General features: G+C 50.3%; 18 protein-coding genes. 11 read left to right on the forward strand and 7 right to left on the reverse strand.

Annotated features, from left to right (window positions below; all coding sequences use genetic code 11):
* Nucleotides 1–22 precede the first annotated feature (22 nt).
* Entirely contained in the window at nt 23–943 is a 921-nt protein-coding gene (locus tag Q320_RS0114490) for a LysR family transcriptional regulator (protein WP_027469600.1), read from the forward strand.
* A gap of 13 nt (nt 944–956) precedes the next feature.
* On the opposite strand, the gene Q320_RS0114495 is transcribed toward Q320_RS0114490, so the two are convergent.
* From Q320_RS0114495 to Q320_RS0114505, 3 genes are all read right to left on the reverse strand, one after another.
* The gene (locus Q320_RS0114495; RefSeq protein ID WP_027469601.1) at nt 957–1703 is read right to left on the reverse strand and encodes a substrate-binding periplasmic protein; all 747 of its coding nucleotides are present in this window, start codon (nt 1701–1703) and stop codon (nt 957–959) included.
* Nucleotides 1704–2015: 312 nt separating this feature from the next.
* The gene (locus Q320_RS21010; RefSeq protein WP_051534778.1) at nt 2016–2690 is read right to left on the reverse strand and encodes a 4'-phosphopantetheinyl transferase family protein; all 675 of its coding nucleotides are present in this window, start codon (nt 2688–2690) and stop codon (nt 2016–2018) included.
* Nucleotides 2691–2780: 90 nt separating this feature from the next.
* Nucleotides 2781–6353, reverse strand: a complete 3573-nt coding sequence (locus tag Q320_RS0114505) for a DUF748 domain-containing protein (RefSeq protein WP_027469602.1) — start codon at nt 6351–6353, stop codon at nt 2781–2783.
* 170 nt (nt 6354–6523) lie between these two features.
* Here Q320_RS0114505 and Q320_RS0114510 point away from each other — a divergent pair, with 170 nt between their 5' ends.
* Together Q320_RS0114510 and hslV are read left to right on the forward strand one after the other, a co-directional pair.
* Entirely contained in the window at nt 6524–7741 is a 1218-nt protein-coding gene (locus tag Q320_RS0114510) for an STAS domain-containing protein (protein WP_027469603.1), read from the forward strand.
* 67 nt (nt 7742–7808) lie between these two features.
* Complete coding sequence (gene hslV / locus Q320_RS0114515) at nt 7809–8360, forward strand: ATP-dependent protease subunit HslV (protein WP_027469604.1); 552 nt, start codon at nt 7809–7811, stop codon at nt 8358–8360.
* Nucleotides 8361–8465: 105 nt separating this feature from the next.
* Here the strand turns inward: hslV and Q320_RS0114520 are convergent, their stop codons facing one another.
* Nucleotides 8466–9686: a PepSY-associated TM helix domain-containing protein gene (locus Q320_RS0114520; RefSeq protein WP_027469605.1), complete on the reverse strand. Its 1221-nt coding sequence runs from the start codon at nt 9684–9686 to the stop codon at nt 8466–8468.
* A 355-nt stretch (nt 9687–10041) separates the two neighbouring features.
* Between Q320_RS0114520 and Q320_RS0114530 the strand changes: the two genes are divergently transcribed.
* From Q320_RS0114530 to Q320_RS0114570, 8 genes are all read left to right on the forward strand, one after another.
* Entirely contained in the window at nt 10042–10566 is a 525-nt protein-coding gene (locus Q320_RS0114530; protein WP_027469606.1) for a sigma-70 family RNA polymerase sigma factor, read from the forward strand.
* The gene (locus Q320_RS0114535; protein ID WP_027469607.1) at nt 10559–11494 is read left to right on the forward strand and encodes a FecR domain-containing protein; all 936 of its coding nucleotides are present in this window, start codon (nt 10559–10561) and stop codon (nt 11492–11494) included. The genes Q320_RS0114530 and Q320_RS0114535 overlap by 8 nt, the downstream gene beginning before the upstream one ends.
* 99 nt (nt 11495–11593) lie before the next feature.
* Nucleotides 11594–13990: a TonB-dependent siderophore receptor gene (locus Q320_RS0114540; RefSeq protein WP_027469608.1), complete on the forward strand. Its 2397-nt coding sequence runs from the start codon at nt 11594–11596 to the stop codon at nt 13988–13990.
* Nucleotides 13991–14189: 199 nt separating this feature from the next.
* The gene (locus Q320_RS0114545; protein ID WP_027469609.1) at nt 14190–14906 is read left to right on the forward strand and encodes a DUF4198 domain-containing protein; all 717 of its coding nucleotides are present in this window, start codon (nt 14190–14192) and stop codon (nt 14904–14906) included.
* Nucleotides 14907–15133: 227 nt separating this feature from the next.
* Entirely contained in the window at nt 15134–16111 is a 978-nt protein-coding gene (locus Q320_RS0114555; protein ID WP_027469610.1) for a biotin--[acetyl-CoA-carboxylase] ligase, read from the forward strand.
* Nucleotides 16111–16857, forward strand: a complete 747-nt coding sequence (locus tag Q320_RS20035; protein ID WP_051534779.1) for a type III pantothenate kinase — start codon at nt 16111–16113, stop codon at nt 16855–16857. Before Q320_RS0114555 ends, Q320_RS20035 begins: the two co-directional genes overlap by 1 nt.
* Nucleotides 16854–17612, forward strand: a complete 759-nt coding sequence (locus Q320_RS0114565; protein WP_027469611.1) for an SPOR domain-containing protein — start codon at nt 16854–16856, stop codon at nt 17610–17612. The genes Q320_RS20035 and Q320_RS0114565 overlap by 4 nt, the downstream gene beginning before the upstream one ends.
* A gap of 405 nt (nt 17613–18017) precedes the next feature.
* Nucleotides 18018–18533, forward strand: coding sequence for an FxDxF family PEP-CTERM protein (locus Q320_RS0114570; RefSeq protein ID WP_373277231.1), 516 nt, complete (start codon nt 18018–18020; stop codon nt 18531–18533).
* A 63-nt stretch (nt 18534–18596) separates the two neighbouring features.
* On the opposite strand, the gene Q320_RS0114575 is transcribed toward Q320_RS0114570, so the two are convergent.
* Genes Q320_RS0114575 through Q320_RS21015 form a run of 3 tightly spaced genes read right to left on the reverse strand, consistent with a single transcriptional unit; the run spans nt 18597 to nt 21113 of the window.
* Entirely contained in the window at nt 18597–19268 is a 672-nt protein-coding gene (locus Q320_RS0114575; RefSeq protein WP_027469613.1) for a hypothetical protein, read from the reverse strand.
* Entirely contained in the window at nt 19261–20550 is a 1290-nt protein-coding gene (locus Q320_RS0114580; protein WP_027469614.1) for a flagellar assembly protein T N-terminal domain-containing protein, read from the reverse strand. Before Q320_RS0114580 ends, Q320_RS0114575 begins: the two co-directional genes overlap by 8 nt.
* Entirely contained in the window at nt 20547–21113 is a 567-nt protein-coding gene (locus Q320_RS21015; protein ID WP_051534780.1) for an LPP20 family lipoprotein, read from the reverse strand. The genes Q320_RS0114580 and Q320_RS21015 overlap by 4 nt, the downstream gene beginning before the upstream one ends.
* Between the last annotated feature and the right edge of the window lie 82 nt (nt 21114–21195).

Raw genomic sequence — 21195 nt, forward strand, 5'->3', positions numbered from 1 at the left:
ACAGAAAGCATGAGAAATTCTAATGCAATCACTACTCGAACTGCGCCATCTCAAAACCATACTCGCGATCCAAGACAGCGGCAGCTTGACGCGGGCGGCGGAACGCTTGCATCTGACTCAGTCAGCCTTGTCGCACCAAATCCGTTTACTTGAAGATCATTATGGCTTGCCGCTATTTGCACGCAAATCAACGCCACTCAAACTCACTGCGGCGGGCGAAAAGCTGGCGCTGCTAGCGCAGGACGTATTGCCCGCGATTGCCAGCACCGAGCGCGATATTGCGCGTTTGCGCGAAGGCCAAGCGGGGCAACTTAGAATCGCCGTCGAATGCCACACTTGTTTTGATTGGCTGATGCCGGCGATGGATCAATTTCGCAGCCATTGGCCGGAAGTTGAGCTGGATATTGTGTCGGGATTTCATGCCGATCCAGTGCAATTGCTGTTTGAAGATAGAGCCGATTTGGCGATTGTGTCGGAAGTGGAAACACTGGTTGGCCTGAGCCATACGCCGCTGTTTAGCTACGATATGGTTGCTTTGGTCGCCGCAGATCATGCGCTGGCCAGCAAGCCTTATCTGGACGCCGCCGATTTTGCCGATGAAACACTGATTACCTATCCGGTGCCCGATGAAATGCTCGACTTGCTGCGCAAGGTACTCAAGCCGGCGGGCGTGAATCCAAAACGTCGCCCAACTGAACTCACAGTGGCGATGCTGCAACTGGTGGCCAGCCGCCGTGGCATTGCCGCGCTACCGCGCTGGAGCGTGCAACATTATCTGGAACGCGGTTATGTCGTCGCCAAACCGATTACCGCGCAAGGACTAACGTCTGAGCTGTACGCGGCGATGCCAACGGATCGCAGCACAACCGCGTATTTGACTGATTTTGTTGAGATTATGCGCACTGTGAGCGTGCAGACTTTGCCAGGCGTAGTGTTGCTCTAATTCGATATATGACTTAATTCGGCGCGGCAAATCGTGCTTCGTAACGCGCATTGATTTGCTGTAGCTTTTTATCGCTACGCATACTCTCCAGCGCCACATTCAGCTTGTCGATCAGGCTGGCTGGCGTTTGTAAATTACAGGCTAAATACAAATCAACTTGATTGAACACGTAGACCGCTTGAATCCGCTGCGGATCAATTTGCAAACGCTGCACGATTTCACGCGCGCTAAATGAGGTGCCTGGGTACAAATCAATGTGACCAGCGAGCAATTTGCGCAAATTTTGATCTTCGGTGTTGGCGTAATCGAGCACAAAGCCTTTGCTCTCCAAAAAAATTGCATTCGCGCCTTGGCGCAAATCGCCGACTCGCAGCTTTTTAGCATCGTCCAAGTTTTTAATCTGCAAATTACGCTCGCGCAGGCCAAACAGCGTGCCTTTCACGCTGGCAATTGGCCCTATCCATTGAAAGCGCGCCTCTCGCTCTGGGATACGTCCAACCGTATACGCACAGTGATTCGGCTTAAATTGCACAGTGCTCAGCGCACGCACCCAAGGAAAATCTTTGTGCTCGGCCGACAATTGCGCGCGCTTGAGCATTTCAGTCATCACTTCAACGGCCATGCCTTCGGGCTGGCCATTTACAAATGAATTAAACGGCGGATTGTCCCCCAAATACAGCGTCAAATCTGCCGCGCAGGCCGCACCATGCAAAACCCCTGCACAGATTACCAAGCCTAGCCGCGTGCTGAAATGGCTCACATTACTTTCCTTAAACGAGAACGTAATTTCTTACAAAAACAGACAAAAAAGCCTATTAAATTAGAAAACACTAATGCCTGCAGCTCATTATTGTAAGCAAACAGGCAAAACACAAGTGCGTTCGTCAGGTTTTAAGGAAAGACGGTATGTAGGAAAAGGAAGTTTGGCTGCGCTGCTCATGATCAGCATGGGGATCTACACGAGTTAAAATGCTTAAAACATCCTCCGGCGGTCAAATCATCATTGCCGAAAAATTGCGGCCTCGCCGGAATGACAAACTCATCAGATTTAGGATTTATGGCTCATCAAGGCTTAGATTTTGATGATGGTTTGCCATGCTTGCGTGTCGCACACAGCTTGCCATGCTTGCGGTACATCGCTGGCCAAAGCCAGCAAAACATTGGGCGCTACTTCCCAAACTTGCAGCGACCACGTGCATGAGTCTGGACTTTCACAGCACCAGCCAGTCGCCGTTTTTAGTAAGACAAAGCGCTGCAAGCCACCCACCAGCCCAGTGCCTAATGCTTTAAGCAAAGCCTCTTTGGCGACCCACAAAATATAAAATGCACGCAATTGCTCTGCCTCTGGCAATCCAGCCAGCCAAGCGGTTTCGCGCGGATCAAAATAGCTTGTCGCAATGGCTTGCAATTGTTTGCGCGGGCGGATGATTTCTAAATCAATCCCAACCCGCCCCTGCCCCAAAGCCGCAGCGCAATACGCCGCACCATGAGTCCACGACAGGCCATCAGCAAACGGCCAAGCGGGTGCCGATGGTCGGCCATTCTCATGTTGAGTGAGCGTCGGCACGCAGTGATTCAATTGGAGTAATTGCTGCGCCAAATGCCGAGCCGATAAAAATTGCGCACGGCGTTGCGGATTTTGCATCGCGGCAAATCGCTGCTGCTGAGGGAAATCCAAATCCGCCAAAGTCGGCGCGAGGAGGTCTTCTGCTGCAATCGGACTCACAGCAAAACGGGAAACTAACATGGACTAAGCACTTACCGACTCGAAACATAAAAATCAGATGTATTTGATTGCAGACTTTATCAATAAAAGCCTACAAGCTAATACCCACCATTACTTCAATTTAAACTGCACTCTCGATACGCTACCTTGGTCGGCTTTTGTATCTTCTGCTGTCGCATCAATTTTAGCTTGCGTGATAAACATTCGTGCATCATCAACGCCTGCTTCTTTAAGCGCGTTTTTGACGCGCTGCGCTCGTGCCATTGCTAGCATTTTTAATTGCTCATTACCAATCACCGTGTTCGCCAAAAGCAACTTTTCCATATCCTCAACCGGAATCGATTTATTCAAACCAAGTAGATTTTTCGGTTTGGGAAATTTTTCACTTTTATAAACTTGAGTCAGCAAGGCTGGGCGCTCGGCTGCGCTGAAATTGGCTTCGTCTTCTGAATTAACCGATTCGGCTTTTTCACCCAGCTCGGCGGCTTTCAAAGCTTGCATTTTATTATTCAAGAGTTGCGTACGCAGCCCTTCCGCATCGGCGTCGCTACTTGCCCAACCGGTGATTTCTAGCTGCAAATCAGGTCGATCTGTCAGCGCTTGCGCCAGATTGCTAAGTGCCAATTTCGCTTGATCGTCCAAACGCGCTTGGCCTGAAGCAAAATTAATGTAGGACAAACTCGGGCCATCGCCAAACGCGCTGGCCAATGCATCAAACGGCGCGGTGACGATTTTCTCCAGGACATTGCCAATTACCTGCCAAATAATGCCGCCAACGCTAAATTGCGGATCATCGAGCGAGCCTTCAATCGGCAGATTGAGTTTGATTTGTCCTTTGCGATCAGTGAGCAAAGACAGTGCAAACTTCACCGGCAATTTGGTCGCCGTTGGGCTCTCTACTGCATCGCCCAAAGTGAGTTGATCGAGGAATAATTTATTGCTGGCTTTGAGTTTTTTATTCTCAATGAGATAGGCCACATCCATCGACATTTTGCCTTTTTGAATGCCGTAGCCCGCGTATTTAATCGCATAGGCCGATGCATTAGTCAGCTCATAGCCCTTTACGCCGCCTTTAATATCGATAAAAAAGTCTTTCGCCAATGGATTAAGGCTACCTTTAATTTCTACCGGTGCGATTTTATCGACGCTGCCGCGTAAATCCAAACTTGCACGCGTATCATTTTGACTAGAAATCCCGCCTATGACACCGCCCATTTCAGTTAAATTGGCCGAAAAATTAGGCTTAATAAATAAATCGCTGTATTGAATTTGGCCATTATTTAAAGTGATTTTATCGATTTTAATTGGTACAGCAACGCCCTCACCTTCGGCCAATGTAACGGGGGCGCTTGTTGGTGCGCTGGCTTTATCAACGGCGGCACGCTCAGTGGTCACTGAAACTTGCTCGCCATTTTTTACCATCACGTCTTGCAGATTCAAACGGCCATCGGCGGACAAAATCAAGCGCGAATAAAAGTCGCTGAGTGCCACCTCGCCAATTGCAATATTGAGCGGAACAAATTGCGCATTAATGCCGCCGATATACAGACTTTTCCATTTCAAGAAATCTGCACCGGTGGTTTTATCCAAAGCATATAAATTGGTCGAGCGCAGATTGCCTTTATACGAACCAGTAAATTTGGGCTGCGTCGCAATATTTAGATCGCCTTTGGCATGCAAAAAGCCACTAGCTAAAGAAATATTGATGTATTTGCTAAAATAAGGTTGGCCGTAGGCGGCGTCTAAATTTGCTAAATCGACGCGAAACTGTCCAGAAAATGGCTGCGGTACCCAAGGGCCAGCAACACTTATTTTCGCACCGCGCCCGCCCTGCGCGCTTAGATTCATGTGGGCTTTTGCACCTGGCTTAGAATCCACATTTTTCAATTGCAGTACGATGTTTTTCCACAAGAGCGGTTTTGCATTCTCAAGATGGTTGTCACTCAGCTCGACTCGCCAGCCTTGCAAATTGCCTTCTTTAAGCTGCACTTGCCATGGCTTAGCATTTATCGTGGGTTTGCTCGGCGCAGACGATGCGGGAAGTGCTTGCAACAAATTAATCCGCCCATTCTTTTCTACTTTTAATTGCAACTCACCGTTTTGCGAGTGCAGCTGACCGATTTGAATCTGCTGCGTTGTGGAGTCTAGCGCGATGTCATTCACTGACATCTGGGCAATCAACAGCGCTGGTTTTTTATCTTTCGCTAGCGCCAGGCTAGTGTTTTCCAGTTCCAACTGCGTATTTTTTAATGCGTATTGCAAAGGCTCTGCATTGAACTGCAGATCAGTAGTTAAATTAAGCGTGCTTTTTAACTGGGCGGCTAAAAAGGCGGTGTAATACGGTGAAAAATCAGCGGCCTGAATGTTTGATGCGGTGATATGTCCAGCCAGATTCAGCGGCTGTGCGGTGATATTAAGCTCTGCGGCAAGGCGAGCATCACGTGCGGTCGTAGCACTCAGGCGTAGCGGAAATGATTTATTCGCTTGATTTGAGATGTGTTTCAGATTGAGATCAATCGCTTGCAATGTGCTGCTGTGCGCTGGTTTCACGCTTTGATCCAGCCAGTGCACTCGGCTGTTGGTGACCTTAAGTTCAGCCACTTCCAGCAAAACAGGGCTGCTCACCTTCGCCACTGCGGATGCGCTTGAAGCTGTTTTTGGCGCTGTTTTCGCCTGAAGTTTTTGCCAATTAAGAAGCGCTTCGCTGTCTCTACTCACGGCCAAATCCAGCCCTTGCAGCGCAATGACGCCAAAACGATATTGCTGCGCTAAAGGCTGCATGTTTTTTAGCTCAATATCGAGCTGTTTCAGTGCAACTAATGGCTGCGCCTGCAAAGTGACGGCGGCATCAGCTAGCACGAGGTGACCATTAAGGATTAATTCAGCACGATCTTTTTTCTGGCGAAACACCAAATCCACATTGGTACTCAACTGGGCTTGACTAACTTGCACGCCAGGCGGCAAAGGCGCGTAGCCCAATAATGGCATTAAATCTTGCTGCTTAATTTGAATTTTTAATGCCGTATCCAAACTGTCTTTAAAAGGTTTACTTTCCCCTTGCAAAGCAAATGGGCTGCCATTAAAACGACCAGAAAAATGCGGCTGAATATAATCATCCATTCGCTGCGGCAAAGTTGAAAGAAACGGCAAGGCAAAATTGAGCTGATCCAGCGTCTGGATTTTGCCAACAAAACGATCATCCAAACGGACACTGCCATTCATCAAACGAATATTATTCAATGAAAATCGGGGCAGTTCAGTCGCAGCGTTGGTTTTGCTCGGTTTAGCTTTGAGTAAATCTGAAAAATTATATTGATCTGCCGATAAACGCACGATCTGGATTTTGGCTTGCTCTAAAGTAATGGCGCGCAGTACCGGCGCCAAACGAAAGATTGATGACATTTCTGCATCCAGCAATAAGGATTTAAAACTGACAAAATCCCCATACTGATCCTTAACAACAACATCACGCAAAGTCACTTGCAATAGGTAAGGATTAATCTCTAAGCCCGCAATGTGCACTTGCCGCTGCAGCGCTTCACTTGCACTTTTTTCTAGCCATGGCCGCAAAATAGCTGGCGCAAGCCATGCGCCCAACACGCCAAATACCGCCATTGCCACCACAAAATAGGTGGTGAAACGCAGCCAGCGTGAGCGCTGAAAAAAGGAATTAAATATTGTCATCGTGAGTTTAAACTGATTCAAATGAAGTGCGTAATAAGCAAAAAAAATGGCTCTAGGGCTCTTGCCGAGCTTAACCTATACTGACAGAAAAAGAGTCTCCTTCTCAGCGCATATTAGCAGTAAAATCCTATTAATTCGGGTGAATCGCCCCCAAACCTAGGACATACGCAGTGTTTTCGTTTTTTCGCAAAAAAGATCAAGACGGCAATGATCCCAGCACCCAAAGCGGCCCGGCCACACAAGCGGCGCGCGGTGAAGGTGCAGTAACGCAATCCAAACCCTTCGGCCCCGAAACGGTAATGCCGACAGCAGAGCCCGATGCGGTGCAAGAATCGCATCAATATGACTTATCCAAAATGCAAATTGAGGTCGAAAGCTCTGGCAACACGCTGTCTCCAGCCGAAGAGCAGGCCGCGATGCTGCATGCCAATAATCAAGCGCTCGCTGCAATTAGTATTTTAGAAGACGAGAAAGCGGAGTTTGTGACAAAGCGCAAACTGGAGCCGTGGCTAATGCTGTTTGAGCTTTACCAACAGCAGCAAAATCGTGAAGCCTATGATGCCCTCGGCTTGGAGTTTGTCGTCGCGTTTGAAAAAACCCCGCCCATTTGGCGCAATCAGATCAATCAGAATCAGCAAGCCAATAACGCCAGCGCCTATCACGCGTTTCCGGCGAAATTGACCATAGAAAACATCGAAAAAGAAGCGCAGCAATTTTTAGCGATTCGGCAAAAAAATCCTAATTTGCGTGTTGATTTTAGCAAGATCAAAAAAATTGACGTCCTCGGAGCTGCCGAATTGGTCGCAGTTTTGCCGCGTCGCAGCAAGCAGCAAGGCCAATTGCAAATTTTAGGCTCGCAAGGCCTGATTGATTTAATTAGTCCGCAAATTGAAGTCGGGCGACGTATCCCTGCAGAAGCCCCATTCTGGCTGCTGTTGATCGAGATACATCAGATTTTAGGCTTGCAAGAAGAGTTCGAAAATTTAGCCGTTGATTATGCGATCACTTTTGAAGTTTCGCCGCCGTCGTGGGATCCACTGCAAGCACCGAAAACCAGTTCGCAAATTGCCGAAGACGAAGCCAAAGCCCGCGCCCAAGTGGAACAAGAGGCCGACGAGCAAGCGCAATTGATTGGCATCATCACCGCCGACCAGCCACAGTTACTCGAAAAAATGAACAGCCTAGTTGGCAACGAGAACAATGTTACCCTCGATTTTTCTCGCGTCGACCGGATTGATTTTGAATCGGCAGGGCAAATTCTGAATCTAGCGATGGGCTGGTTACAGCAAGGCAAAAAAATCCGCTTAATCAACGTGAATGAGCTGGTTTTAGGCCTGCTGCGCGTGATGGGAATTGCCGACATGCTGCAAGTCGAGCGGCGCAAATAATTCCCTTGCAACTTGCTTTTCCCTCAACTGGCTGCATCTAGAACCCACAATCAATCAGGAGTTCAGCATGGAGCAATTTGACGGAACAACGATCGTCTCAGTTCGGCGCGGCAATCACGTCGCAGTCGGTGGTGATGGGCAAGTTACCCTTGGCAATGTCGTTATCAAAGGCACGGCGCGCAAAGTGCGCAAGCTCTACCATGACCAAGTCATCGTAGGTTTTGCCGGCGGCACCGCCGATGCGTTTACGCTGTTCGAGCGCTTTGAAGCCAAGCTTGAAAAGCACCAAGGACATCTGACCCGCGCTGCGGTTGAACTCGCCAAAGACTGGCGAACTGACCGCATGTTGCGCCGTCTTGAAGCCATGCTAATCGTCGCCGACCCAACGGCAACGCTGGTGATTACCGGTAATGGTGATGTACTCGAGCCCGAAGAAGGCATTGCGGCAATTGGCTCTGGGGGCGCATTCGCGCAAGCCGCCGCCACTGCGCTGCTACAAAACACCGATTTATCGCCCGAAGTCGTCGTCAAAAAAGCCCTCGAAATTGCTGGCAATATTTGCATCTACACCAATCAAAATCACACGATTGAAAGCATGGGTGCTGAAATCAAAGCGTGAATTGGAATGTGCAGGGATCAAGGGTATATCCCTGCACGAATTAACAATCAATAGCTGCAAGTCAATACCCTGAAATAAATAATAGAATCAAGATAAAACGCAATCTCACCGCTTGACGAGCTTCGGCGTCTTTTTCCCTTGGCGGGCTTGCCGTTTTTTCCACCACAAAATCAATCCAGTGGCAGTGAGCGCGGCAACCATCAAGCCCAAAATACAGACAAAAATTCGATATGGCATGCCCCACACTTTCGCCATATGCAGCGCATAAAGCCAGCTAGTAATCGTGTCTCCAGCGGCAATACTACTGGGCAAACTGTAGCCAACGCGCTCACCACTGGCCGCATTGATCGCGATATCACTCATCGCCAATTCGCCTACATCGAGGCTGGTTTTAACTCGGTAGGCGTACATATTTTGCTCTGGCAAATAAAACATGCGCTCAGCTTGCCCAACCGTAAAGCCGCGCTCTTGCGCCAAGTGCTGCATCGCTTGCTCAGCATGGGCTAGCGCTTGCGGCCAATTTAATTTCACCTCCCCTTTACTAAGCGCTTGCGGCGGCAAACTCCACACATCCTGCTGAAACGTCGTAAAGCTTTTCATGACGGGGTAATACACTTGCTCGCGCAAATTAAACGCCACACTCGACCAAGCAAAAATCAGCAACACCGCCCAGAGCCACAAGCCACTGGCGCGGTGCAGATCTAAGTTGATGCGGTGAAAACTCGCTGCGGTTTTTATTTTCCAAGCCGGTCGCCATTTCTCAACAAAAGGTCGCCCCTTGGGGAAAGTTAAATACGCGCCAACAAAGCAATCAAACATCCAAATCAGCGCCACAATGCCCATCGTCAGCACGCCCCACTCAGGAATCGCAAAGGTGTAATGAAAGCGATACAAAAAAGGCATCAAGGTATTGAGCGAAAAACCAAATTCATTCCATTCACGCGCGCCTTGAATTTGCCCGGTATACGGATCGATAAACACTTGGTCAAAGCCGAGTTCAAAGGGCTGCTTCGTCGCTGGATTGGTCTTGGCGTTTACCCACGTCGCCAATGCATGCTCGCGCGGAATCGCCAATTGCAAAAAACTCAGCTCGGCACGCGGTGCTAATTGCGCATTAACGCGCTGATGCAGCACCAGCGCTGGCAGTGGTTTGGCCGCATGCGGGATGTCGATTTGATATAAATCGCTCGCCAGCCAAACATCGAGTTCTTCATTAAATGCCAGCAGCGCGCCAGTCAGCCCAGCACAGAATAAAAATAATGTGATCGTCAGCCCCATCCAGCGATGCAGCAAAACCAAGGTCTGACGGTTAAATAGGCGAGCCAATACTCACTCCACAATTTGAAATAATTAATAAGTAAAAAATATAAAAAAACAGCCCCGAAGGGCCGTATCAATGTTTTCGCCATGCGAGTAGCAAAAAGCCAGGCAAAATTCCAAGCGCTTTTTGCACAAAACACGCTAAAAATATTGCTTCATCTTGTATGCCGTTTGAAAAATGAAAAAGCGTAAGCCCAAAAGGAGTCATTTGCATAAACCTTTGTTTTTAATAAAAAATAAATTCAAAAATCGATTCAATCGCATTGAGTACCCAGCCTCTTGCGCCATCTCAGTTAAATGGCAGTGTCATTTTCAAGCCGCACCAGTATAATGCGACGCATTCTCATTTGTGATTTCTGTTATGTCCGCCACTTTGCCTTTACTTGAAATTTGGTATCGCGAGCATCACGGCTGGCTCGCGCAATGGTTACGGCGCAAAGCCGGTTGCTCGGCGCTGGCGGCGGATTTACTCCAAGATACTTTTGTGCGTTTATTGCGACGCCCAAGCCACACGCAGCCCATCACCCATGCAGAACCGAGAGCGTATTTGTGCAAGATTGCCAAAGGCTTATTGGTCGATCATTGGCGGCGGCAGAGCATAGAAAACGCGTTTCTGGCCGAATTGGCGCACTTACCCGAAGCCGTTCAGCCCTCACCCGAGGCTCGATTAGAAATGCTGCAATTGCTGACCGAGATCGACGCGCTGCTTGATGGCCTGCCCGAGCGCGAGCGCGCCGCGTTTTTACTCTCGCGCATCGACGGGCTTTCGATTGCCGAGATTGCCTTGCAACTCAAAGTATCGCGCTCATCGGTCGAAAAATACCTTAGCCACGCGCTATTGCATTGCCTGATGCTGCAAGACGACGGAATGTTGCTCAATGACTAAAATAATCGGCACGGCAGCGCTACACGCTGCGGCGCTCTGGTCGGTGCGTTTGCGCGATGGGCGAGCTTGCCCGCAAGCGCTGGCGCAATGGCGCGCAACGCATCCCGAGCATGAATTGGCTTGGCTAAAAATCAGCCAGCTAGAAGCTAAACTCGCCGATTTACACAATGCACCGCCCCATGCTGCGCGCCTTGCGTTAACGCAATCGGGCTTATCGCGGCGACAATTACTCAGCACGCTGGCCAGCCTCGGTATCGCCGTCCCCGCCGCGTGGTTGGCGTGGCCGACGCTACAACATTGGCAAGCCGATTTTCACACCGCCAAAGGCGAAATTCGCCAGTTTGTGCTGCCCGATGGCAGTGAGTTATTGCTTAATAGTGATAGCGCGGTGGTGCTGCAATACTCCGCCACCGAGCGGCAACTCTTACTGCGTAGCGGCGAGATCATGATTCAAACCGTGAGCGATTCGCGCCCCTTGTCGGTGCGTACACCGCATGGGCGCTTTGTGGCGCTGGGCACGCACTTTGCTGTGCGCTTGCGCGAGGATGAGAGTCAGCTCGCGCTCACGATGGGGCAGATTGCGATTGAAAATCGCCACGGCCAGCGCCTGCGCATCGCCCAAGCGGGTGAAGTGTGGCGGCTCGATGGTGAAAATGCCTTGCCACAAACCCAGCTCAACATTGATCCCACCGCATGGCAGCAGCGCCGCTTGATACTAGATAACGCGCGACTCGATACCGTGTTAGCCGAGCTGGCGCGCTATCGCACTGGCTGGTTGCGCTGTGATCCTGCGGCAGCGGCGCTGAAAGTGTCTGGCGTATTTGTGCTGGATGACACGCAACAAATCCTCAACACCCTCGCTGCGGCCTTGCCGATTCAAGTGCGCTATCGCAGTGATTACTGGGTAACGATCGAATTAAAAACCTAGAAAATTCAATTACTTAAGCATTTAAAATCCGCGCTAATTACGGTTTTTTCGCTGCCGTTCGGTATAGCAGTGTTAATCCCATTTTCATCGGAAATCGAAATGCCCGTCCGCCGCTTTGCTCTCAATCCACTTGTCATCGCCATCCAAGCCGCCCTGCTCTACACCCTTAGCGCGCCTGCCCTTGCGGCAGCACCTGGGCAAGAATATCAGCTCCCGACGCAGCCCTTAGCCAGCGCCTTGCGCCAATTTGCCCTTGATTACGGCATCACGCTGGCTTTTGAACCTGAATTGGTCAAAGGCAAAAATGCCCCGCCACTGCGCGGCGCGCATTCTGCCGAGCAAGGCCTGAACATCCTCATTGGGTATACCTCGCTAGAGATTGTTCAAACTGGCGATAAGAGCTATACCCTTAGGCCGACCTTACTCACGATGCTGCCTATGGTCGAAGTCAGCGGCATCAAACCCCTCGCCGTCATCGCCTCAGCAGGCGATGTGACTTTGCCGACGATTGAAGTGAGCGCTGCGCCCGCAGGAAATGGCATGCTCAGCACCTATCGTGTGCCAACGGTTCGTAACGGCGCTTTAGGCACGCAAGATGTGCTGGATACGCCCTTTTCGATCAGCACGACGACCAGTGCCTTTATCAGCAACCAGCAAGCCACGACCTTGGCAGAAGCGTTTAAGGCCGATGCGGCGGTCACGGCAGTGACCAACAATATTGCAGGCGAAAACTCGCAAATTGCGATTCGTGGCGTACAGCTCGATATGCTCAACGGATTCAAAATCGACGGCCTGAATGCCGCACTGTGGATTACCGACTTACCCTTAGAGCATTTTGAAAATATCCAGCTACTTAAAGGTCTGGGCGGCTTTATGTATGGCTTTAGCCAGCCAGGCGGGATTGCCAATTACACGGTAAAACGCGCTGCAGCAGAGTCAATTAGCGTGGCCTCGGTCACCTTGAGTAATGAATCACAATACAAACTGGCGGGCGATTTAAGCCGTCGTTTTGGTGAAGATGATCGCTACGGCCTGCGCATTAACGCAGTCCATGAAGGCGGCAATACTTATCTGGACAGCCCGATTCGACGCGATTCAATTTCTGCGGCGTTTGATACCAAAGTGACCGAAAACGTACACTGGAACGTCGATGCTTTGTATCAAAATCGCAAAGTCAATAATTCGATCTTCGCAACGACGGTCGACAGCGGCATTCCAACGCCAAAACCAATCGACGGTAGCGATAAACTATCGCAAGATTTCACTTATTACCAAACTGAGCTAGGCACCGCTGGCACCGATGTGAACATCGCGCTGAATAATGATTGGTCTGTGCTCGCTGGCGCACGTGCTTCGAAAATGAAGCGCACCAATTACGATGCTTACTTATCTATTTTTGATGCCGATGGCAGCTATAGCGAAGATTTGATTGGCTGGTACAGCGAGCATAAAAGCGCCTCGGCCAACCTGATTCTGAGCGGTAAAGCTCAAACCGGCAGCATCAAGCATGCACTGACTTTTGGTACTGATTACCAACAAGTGAAGCGCAGCGGAGCCGACAGCCTCTATATTCCGTTGACCACGGGCAATCTATTCTCTGGCCGAGGCCATGCCGACGATCCACACGAAACCGTACCGAAAGATTTGCAACAAATCTGGAAAACCCAAAGCCTAGGTGTTTTTGCCAGCGACACCATAGAGTGGAAGCCGCAATGGAGCACGATTGTTGGCTTGCGTTACAACGATTACCACAAAGAAACCACGACAGCGACTTACGATCACACACCGGTAACACCTACGCTGGCCGTCATCTGGAAGCCACAAGATACGCTGTCGATTTATGCCAGCTACGTTGAGGCACTTGAGGAAGGCGGCGTTGCGCCAATGAATACAGTGAATGAGGATGAAAGTTTTGGTCCATTGACGAGCAAGCAATTTGAATTCGGCGTTAAAAAGCTAGGAAACGGCTGGTCAACTGAAGCTGCGGTATTTCGTATTGAACGCGGTCTGGAATACACCAACAGCAACAATAAGTTTGTCCAAGAAGGTGGTCTAGTTTATCAAGGGCTGGATATGGCTGGCCGCGTCGAGCTAGGCGCCAATCTGGCCGTCATGGGTAGCGCGGTCTTGATGCGGAGTGAAAACAAGAGCGATGACCCAAGCGTCAACGGCAAAGATGCCAAAGGCGCGCCGAATTTCAGCACTAGCTTGCAAATGGAATACAAAGTACTCGGGATTCAAGGCCTGACGCTCACGGGCGGTGGCCGTTATGTCGGTGAAACCGCACTGAACGATGACAATAGCCACATGATCGATTCCTATACCTTGTTTGATGTGGGCTTGCGTTATCAAACCCAAATGGGCAAGCAAGGCCTGACATTACGCGCCAATCTCGACAACCTGAGCAACGAGAAATACTGGATGGGCAGCTGGGGCTATAGCCTCACCCAAGGCGCACCACGCACGGTACGTGTCAGTGCAGAAATGAGTTTCTAAAGCGCGCAGTGCTGGCCACAAAGTCATCCAGAAAAACGCAGTTGATTCTTTATGGGAGCGGACTTGCCCTCAACGCAATGTATTCGCGGGCCAGCTCGCTCCCACAAGTTCCAAGCTGTTCTGCATAAGCATTGCCTTGATTGCGTCTCCGTTTTCAGAACGCCCCCTCCCGCGCCATTCGCGCCACAAAGGAAATACCATGTTGAAATTAAGCATTTTGAGTTTACTCTTGGCAGGAACTACCGGTTTAGCGCAAGCGCATGAGTTTTGGATTGAGCCTACTGGCAGCAATCAGTACAAAGTCTTTCTGGGTGAGTACGATTTAAATGCTCGGGAACACTTCCCTGGCATGCTGGATAAAATCACCGCATCACGCGCGATTTGGCACAGTAAAAATAGCGCAAAAGATGTCAAATCGACCAAGGCCACAGATGGTTTTGTGATTGAGCAAGCTTTAGCGGCCGACGATAGCCTGACTTTCGAAAACAGCAGCTACCCCGTCTACGATAGCGAGCACGAGGGCAAGAAAATCAAAGCCGCGTGGCTGCCTGCCGCGCGCTATGTGACGGGTGGAAAACCACTCAAACCCAGCCTTACTTTAGACGTTTTACCTACCGAAAAAGTCGGCCAATTTGCGGTCACTTTACGCGGTAAGCCACTGCCAGAAGCCAAAGTCGCAGTCATCACGCCAGCGGGTTGGAAGCGCGAACTCAGCACCAATGCCCAAGGCCAGATTGAGCTGCCATTACCGTGGCAAGGCAATTACTTAGTCTTGGTGAATCACACCGATGTGAAGCCCGGCAAACTCAAGGGCAAGTCTTATCAAATTGCCAACTATGCAACGAGCCTATCCTTTCAGCAAAACACCGGCGCAGCCAGCTTGCCCGCACTAGCCGCAAGTAAAATGGCCGAGTAAGCCTTGAGATCGCCACGTCATCGCGATGGCGATCTCAACGATTTCATGCCTACGAATACGCTGCGCTACTTCTACTTACACAGCCAATATCAAATACCGCTTCTAAGCTAAAAGCGCAGCAAAAGCACCGACCCGCTCGGTGCGATTCGCTGCGCTTTTAGCTTCGACAACAAACACGAAAAACCTTTCTTCAAGCAGCGCTGGCATTCCTACAGTAAAATGCCGCCATGCACGATACCCTCTCCCTGTTGCGCGAACTGAATGCGCATGAATTTACTTCTGGTGCGCAAATCGCGCAGCGTTTAGCTATTTCGCGCGCCAGCGTGTCGCTGGGCCTTGCCAAAGCGGAAGACTACGGCATCAGCCTAGAACGGCGACATGGCGTGGGTTATCGCTTGGCTGCGCCCATTGAATGGCTAGATGCAGAAAAAATATCGATGTATCTACCTGAAAGTACCGTAGCCAAAGTCTCAGTGAGCAATACCCTAGCCTCAACGAATCGGCAACTTTTACTCGATCCACAGCACGGCAAGCTTTTGGTGGCCGAATGGCAAGATGGCGGACGCGGACGTTTAGGGCGTACTTGGCATGGCGTATTGGGCGGCAGCCTATTATTTTCATTCGCATGGCGCTTTGACAATGGCTCAGCGCAGCTGGCCGGTTTACCTTTAGCGGTCGGCGTGGCCGTGGCGACTGTGTTGCAGCAATCGGGCGTCGCTCAGATTGGTCTGAAATGGCCGAATGATTTATTACTGCAAGATGCGACGGGCGATTGGGCGAAAGTCGGCGGAATTTTAATTGAGATGCAAGGCGATGCTTTAGGGCCTTCGCATGTGGTGATTGGCATTGGCTTAAATATTGCGCTGCCGACTGATTTGAATGATTGGCAAGCCCAGCTTGGCCAAGCGGCGGCGAGTTTAAATGCTGGCGGTTTAAACTGCGGGCGCAATGAATTACTCGCTCGGCTGATTCATCAGCTTGAAACGACCTTAGCGCAATTTGCCGAAACCGGATTTGCACCGCTCTGTGCACGCTGGGAAGCCTTGCACGCTTGGTCGAATGCCGCCCTGAATGTCATTGCGGCCAATGGCAACATTCAAACGGGACGCTTTGCTGGGCTTGCTCCCGATGGCTCTTTGCGACTGGATACCCCAAGCGGCGAAATTTTAGTTCACTCCGGCGACGTTAGCCTAAGGCGCGCCTAATGCAGTCTTTTCCTTCACTTTTGCTGGATCTAGGCAATAGCCGGATTAAATGGCGGCACAGCGAGCAAGCGCTCAGCGGTATTGCCTACACGGTCGATGAACTCTGGCAACAATGCGCGTCATTATCACCGGTACAGCACATCGTTGGCTGTGCGGTAGCCAGTCCAGAAACGCAAATGCAAATTAGCCAGTGCTTTGCCAAACATTGGCAAGCCAGTACGCGCTGGCTGAAAGTGAGCCGCACGGCGCTGAACATTCACAATCATTATCAAAACCTGCGTGAGCAAGGACCAGATCGTTGGGCTGCCATTTTGGGAGCACAGATGCATTTCCCACAGCAGAATATTCTGGTGATTTCTGCCGGCACCGCACTGGTCATCGACACGCTAACCGCTGACGGTGATTATTTAGGTGGCACGATTGCGCCGGGGCTGGGCTTGATGAAAGCGGCACTACACCAAGCCACTGCCCGCCTACCCTTCTCTCAAGGTCAATGCGTTAGCTTCCCACAATCGACAGTCGACGCCATCGAAACCGGCTGTATCCGCGCCATACTGGGCGCCATTGAGCAAGCCCGCGCGGCACTCGCAACTCGCGGGCAGTCGATTACGCAAATGCTCGTATTTGGCGGCGATGCCGCAGCATTACAAGCATTACTTAACGGCCAAGCCGTTGCAGTGGATAATCTGGTCTTAGATGGTTTAGCCGCTTTGCTAGCCGCGGGCGATGGGGAATTTGATTTATGAAATGGCTGTTTGTCTTACTGGTTGTAATCAATCTGGGCGTTTACGGTTTCGCACAATTGGACGCGCCAACCGTCAATATCAATCTCACCAATCGGGAGAAAAACGCCAGCCAAGTTCGCGTCGTCACCGGCCAATTGGGAAAGACACCCGAGCCTGAAGCCGAGGCCAACCCTAGCAGTGCTGCCGCGCCCGAACCTACCTCTAGTGCAACGCCAAGTGCCAGCCCGAATGTCACGGCCAGCCCTCGCCCAACGCCCAGCAGCAAACCCTCCCCTAGCCCCACGGCGCAAGCCGATGCAGGACGCTGCTGGCGCTGGACCGGCGTAACCGGAGAACAGATTGATAACGCACGTACCAAAATTAAAGGTTTGGGATTAACGGCGACCGAAAATGCCAGCGGCGAATCCAGCAAAGTCTGGGTGTATATGCCGCCCTTAGAAAGCGTTGAAGTCGCCAAGCAAAAAGCCCAACAACTCGCCGAAATGGGCGTAAGCGATTATTTTGTCGTGAATAATGGTGGGCGCTGGCAAAATGCTATTTCACTCGGTATTTTTAGTTCACGCGAAGCCGGTGAGCGGCATCTAGCCGAACTGAAAGCCCTTGGTGTGAAATCGGCCGTCGTACGCGACCGCGACGATACGCTCAAACAGGCCAGCTTTGCCTTTAAAAATCTCAGCGACGCGCAAGCCGATAAAATCAGCAAACTCACCGCACAATTCACGGGCTCAGTCATGCGTGAAATCAAGTGTAAATAGGCCTCTGTCATCAAGCGAATGGCCACTGTGCCATTCGCTTGATTGCTAACCATTGCATTCGTCATTCGCAGTTAGAAACGTATTGAGTCAAGCTCACGGTAAAAAAACCACGTACATCACCGCGACATCGAATCGGCTCACATCACGCAATCGCCTCATAAACCGCTAATTTGTAACAATATTTTACATTTAAAAAGCTAATTCTCATTAATGAGAAAAAGATTCATTTTTTAGCGATGAACGGTAGGGCATATTAGGTTTTTCTGTTTGCAGGGAATCCACTTGGCATTTACTATGCGCCATCCAATGCAAATGCAGCTCGCTGAAGCCCTATTTCACGCGGCATTTGCTCAAAAATTCTAAATTTACCTTTTATCAAATCTCACTGAGAAATCAAGAATGAACATGATCAAAACCTTAGTCGCAACGGCTTTGTTGTCTGTCTCTTTTGCCGCAAGTGCAGCGGTGACTGTAACGCCGAATGCAGGAAACACTTTTTCTGCAGGCTCAGGCAAAATTTCTCAACATGGCGACAAAAATTCTAGTTTTAGCTTTGTAACTGGCACTCAATATCTTGATGCTGGTTTTTTCAGCTCAGAATCATTTGTGACTTTTTCATCGCAAGCGGCAAATAAGTTTTCTGAATTGAAAGCGTGGTATCAAATTGGTAGCACAACCTATCTATTTGATATGGAAGCGGACTCTAAGAACAAAATTTTCAATGGCTCTTTTGCTGAGAATCAATCCATTGCAGCGGGCAATTACACATTTGGTTTTAGTGGCAAATTAAGTAACGGCACGGCATCATTTTCTTACAACACAGTCACTGCGCCAGTTCCAGAACCAGAAACTTATGCTTTGATGGGTATCGGCTTGATGGGTTTGCTCGCCGCTCGTCGTCGTAAAGTGAACGCCGCCTAATTGTGCTTTTGCCCAAAAGAAAACCCACTGCATGCAGTGGGTTTTTTGTCTTTTAGCTCCGTATTATGGGTAGCTGTAATACTGCCAACGCAACTCAGGATTGGTTTCTGTATAAAACTTAGGTGACGCTATTTTGCGCCCTACCACTGGCACACTGGTCTCGATTAAGCTGCTTTCAAGCACTTTTGGCGCGTCCTCAATCGTTCCCCACATTGCTTTTGCATTAGGCTGTGCAGTCATGCTCTTTTGCAGACCTTTTGCGGGAGGCAAAATGGCCGAACTTGGTATTTGCGCCGCAGGTAAAACTCGGACTAAGCCCGGCTTCATCGCATAAGATGTATTTGAATTAGAGCGCACGGCATGGCGAGCGGCTGTTGATGAATGGCCCGGCGCTTTTGAGCGCACTACGGGCCGATGCGCCGCAGCATTTGCCGATGAAAATTGCGGCGAAACATAGCGTACCGCTGGTGGATTCGCAGGCTTTACCGCTTCAGGCGCAGCCGCATGCGCTTCATTGGCCGCCGCTGGCGCATGCTCGGCAGTCGGCTTTAATAACTTGATCGGCTCAGTCATTTGCTGGGGCGCGGCATGCTTAGCAGCAGGCTTCGTACTCGGCGGTGCTGACGAGTGTGACTCAGCAGCCTTGATCGGCTTGGCTTCTGTTTTCGGTGGCGGCAATTCATTACCCCAAGCCGATAGCGGTAACAATAAAAATAATACGGCATACTTATTCATTTTTTCGCTCCTGCCCAACAAAACGGACGTAATCACCCGGCTCGACTCGAACACCTTTCACTGTGCCCATTGAAAACAAAGGCTGAACTTGATTCACGGTATACGTTCCAAGCTGCTCTTCTGGCATACCTAAACGCATACTCGGCAAATAGCTGGCTGAGTCAATCGGCATTGCGCTAGCTGAAATTCGATAAACTTGCAGGGTATCGCCCGGTCGCAAATTAGATGTATAGCCTGCATCGATATACACCGAATTTTTTTCTACTCGCGTAATTTTTGCCGAGAACGGAATGCAATTGAGATCTTGACTCAATAAAGTCGTTGCTTCGCTTAACTTTGCCTCAACCAAACGGCCATAATCGGTCTCGGTAAAACCGACTGTCCCTAATGCCCTACCGGTATCTTGCACGACCTCGCCTTCGGCTTTACCTGAAATGCGATGCCGATTGACCAAAGCACCCGATACACCATCAAACACAAACAAATCCATATCAAAACGGCGCGCAGCGGGCACCGCCTTCACGCCCACTTGAGCAAAATTCAAAATCGGTAAATTCGCTACGGTTTTGCGCTCACCCGGGCGTAAATCGGTACCATAAGCGACGGTATAGCGTTCGCCACTAAATGAGGTGTCGCGAACAATCCCACCGACAATAAATTGCACCGAATACAAACGCGCCATTTCACGCACACGTTCTGGTTGTAATAGAGGATCAAACACTTGCGGCACAAGGTCAAACACACCGACATTGGGCGAGCGTTGCGGTAAAAATTGTTGGCCAGCATGCAGCTGGCGCGTCAGTTCGACTTGAATACCTTCAGGAAAACGATCTAAATCCAGCGTTTGCGACGGATGTTCGATCCAAAAATGCGCCAGTAAAACCTTGCGACGATAACCGCCACCATCACAACGCGCCGCCGCGCGCGAAGCAGTCGATTTCATCGTTTCAACTGGCGCACTCGCCACTGGACTAGCTGGCGCGGCAGGTGGTGCCACATCCAGTACCACGTGCAAAAAGCCATTGCTTTGCCATTCGCGCAATAATTTGTAATCGCCTTGTGGCGTTCCCTTCAGCTGAGTTGTTTCACCCCACTGCCCACCTTTTTTAACCGCCAGCGAATTCACTTGTGCGCCATTAAATAAAGCCGCGTTTTCCAAGGCATCTTGAATCGCCAATGGCCGCGCCACAGCAAGACCATCAAGCCCGACGGGCGCAAGACCTTCAAATTCCGCAGCCCACGCCATTGGGCAGAGTAGGCATAAAGCAATTAGTTTTTTCACAGAGATAAATAATAGTTTTGAGGTGTATCCATTTTAACCGCAAGCGGTTGCGGCACAACGCTTATCGGTGCTGGCCCCATCATTGAAGACTCTGCACGCGGCATTTCATTTTTCACTGCAGCCGCTGGCGGTGTAGCACGATAAAAATCCCCGCCCAAAGTGAGCTCTAAAATGGTTTCGAATGCGCCATCGGGCAACGGCGTAATGCTCACAACGCGCGCACCGCGCATATAAGCTTCGATATAGGCCTTGTAGCTATCACTGGTCAGTGCCATCGCCGATACGGTACTGCTGCCGGTTATTTTAATGCCCGCCACAGTTTCAGCCAAAGCGCGATAAGCATCTAATTTAGCGGCGCGCATCGCCAGTAAATGCCGCTGTGCTGGCGTTAAGCCGTCACCCACTGGCATCGCGCCATAACCTACGGCAGTTACTTTAGTGGGCAACACAACCGGCGGCATATCGTTGCTGGACGTATTGGTTTTAGACGAGCTGGCGCAACCCACCAAGCTCACAAGGCAACTCAACAACACGGCGATGAGTTTGAATTTTGAATTTTGCATAGTGCGCTCCGAGGCCTTCCGATTAAATTCACTCTAGCAAGGCAAGCGCCAAACGCTAGTTACTTTAATATCGGCGGTAATC

It is taken from the genome of Deefgea rivuli DSM 18356 (assembly GCF_000620145.1).
Taxonomy (GTDB): domain Bacteria; phylum Pseudomonadota; class Gammaproteobacteria; order Burkholderiales; family Chitinibacteraceae; genus Deefgea; species Deefgea rivuli.

What these genes read in the sequence shown, in the direction of transcription:
- Q320_RS0114490 (WP_027469600.1), top strand. Translation starts at nt 23, where the DNA reads ATGCAATCACTACTCGAACTGCGCCATCTCAAAACCATACTCGCGATC.
- Q320_RS21010 (WP_051534778.1), bottom strand. Translation starts at nt 2,690, where the DNA reads ATGTTAGTTTCCCGTTTTGCTGTGAGTCCGATTGCAGCAGAAGACCTC.
- Q320_RS0114505 (WP_027469602.1), bottom strand. Translation starts at nt 6,353, where the DNA reads ATGACAATATTTAATTCCTTTTTTCAGCGCTCACGCTGGCTGCGTTTC.
- hslV (WP_027469604.1), top strand. Translation starts at nt 7,809, where the DNA reads ATGGAGCAATTTGACGGAACAACGATCGTCTCAGTTCGGCGCGGCAAT.
- Q320_RS0114530 (WP_027469606.1), top strand. Translation starts at nt 10,042, where the DNA reads ATGTCCGCCACTTTGCCTTTACTTGAAATTTGGTATCGCGAGCATCAC.
- Q320_RS0114535 (WP_027469607.1), top strand. Translation starts at nt 10,559, where the DNA reads ATGACTAAAATAATCGGCACGGCAGCGCTACACGCTGCGGCGCTCTGG.
- Q320_RS0114540 (WP_027469608.1), top strand. Translation starts at nt 11,594, where the DNA reads ATGCCCGTCCGCCGCTTTGCTCTCAATCCACTTGTCATCGCCATCCAA.
- Q320_RS0114545 (WP_027469609.1), top strand. Translation starts at nt 14,190, where the DNA reads ATGTTGAAATTAAGCATTTTGAGTTTACTCTTGGCAGGAACTACCGGT.
- Q320_RS0114555 (WP_027469610.1), top strand. Translation starts at nt 15,134, where the DNA reads ATGCACGATACCCTCTCCCTGTTGCGCGAACTGAATGCGCATGAATTT.
- Q320_RS20035 (WP_051534779.1), top strand. Translation starts at nt 16,111, where the DNA reads ATGCAGTCTTTTCCTTCACTTTTGCTGGATCTAGGCAATAGCCGGATT.
- Q320_RS0114565 (WP_027469611.1), top strand. Translation starts at nt 16,854, where the DNA reads ATGAAATGGCTGTTTGTCTTACTGGTTGTAATCAATCTGGGCGTTTAC.
- Q320_RS0114570 (WP_373277231.1), top strand. Translation starts at nt 18,018, where the DNA reads ATGATCAAAACCTTAGTCGCAACGGCTTTGTTGTCTGTCTCTTTTGCC.
- Q320_RS0114575 (WP_027469613.1), bottom strand. Translation starts at nt 19,268, where the DNA reads ATGAATAAGTATGCCGTATTATTTTTATTGTTACCGCTATCGGCTTGG.
- Q320_RS21015 (WP_051534780.1), bottom strand. Translation starts at nt 21,113, where the DNA reads ATGCAAAATTCAAAATTCAAACTCATCGCCGTGTTGTTGAGTTGCCTT.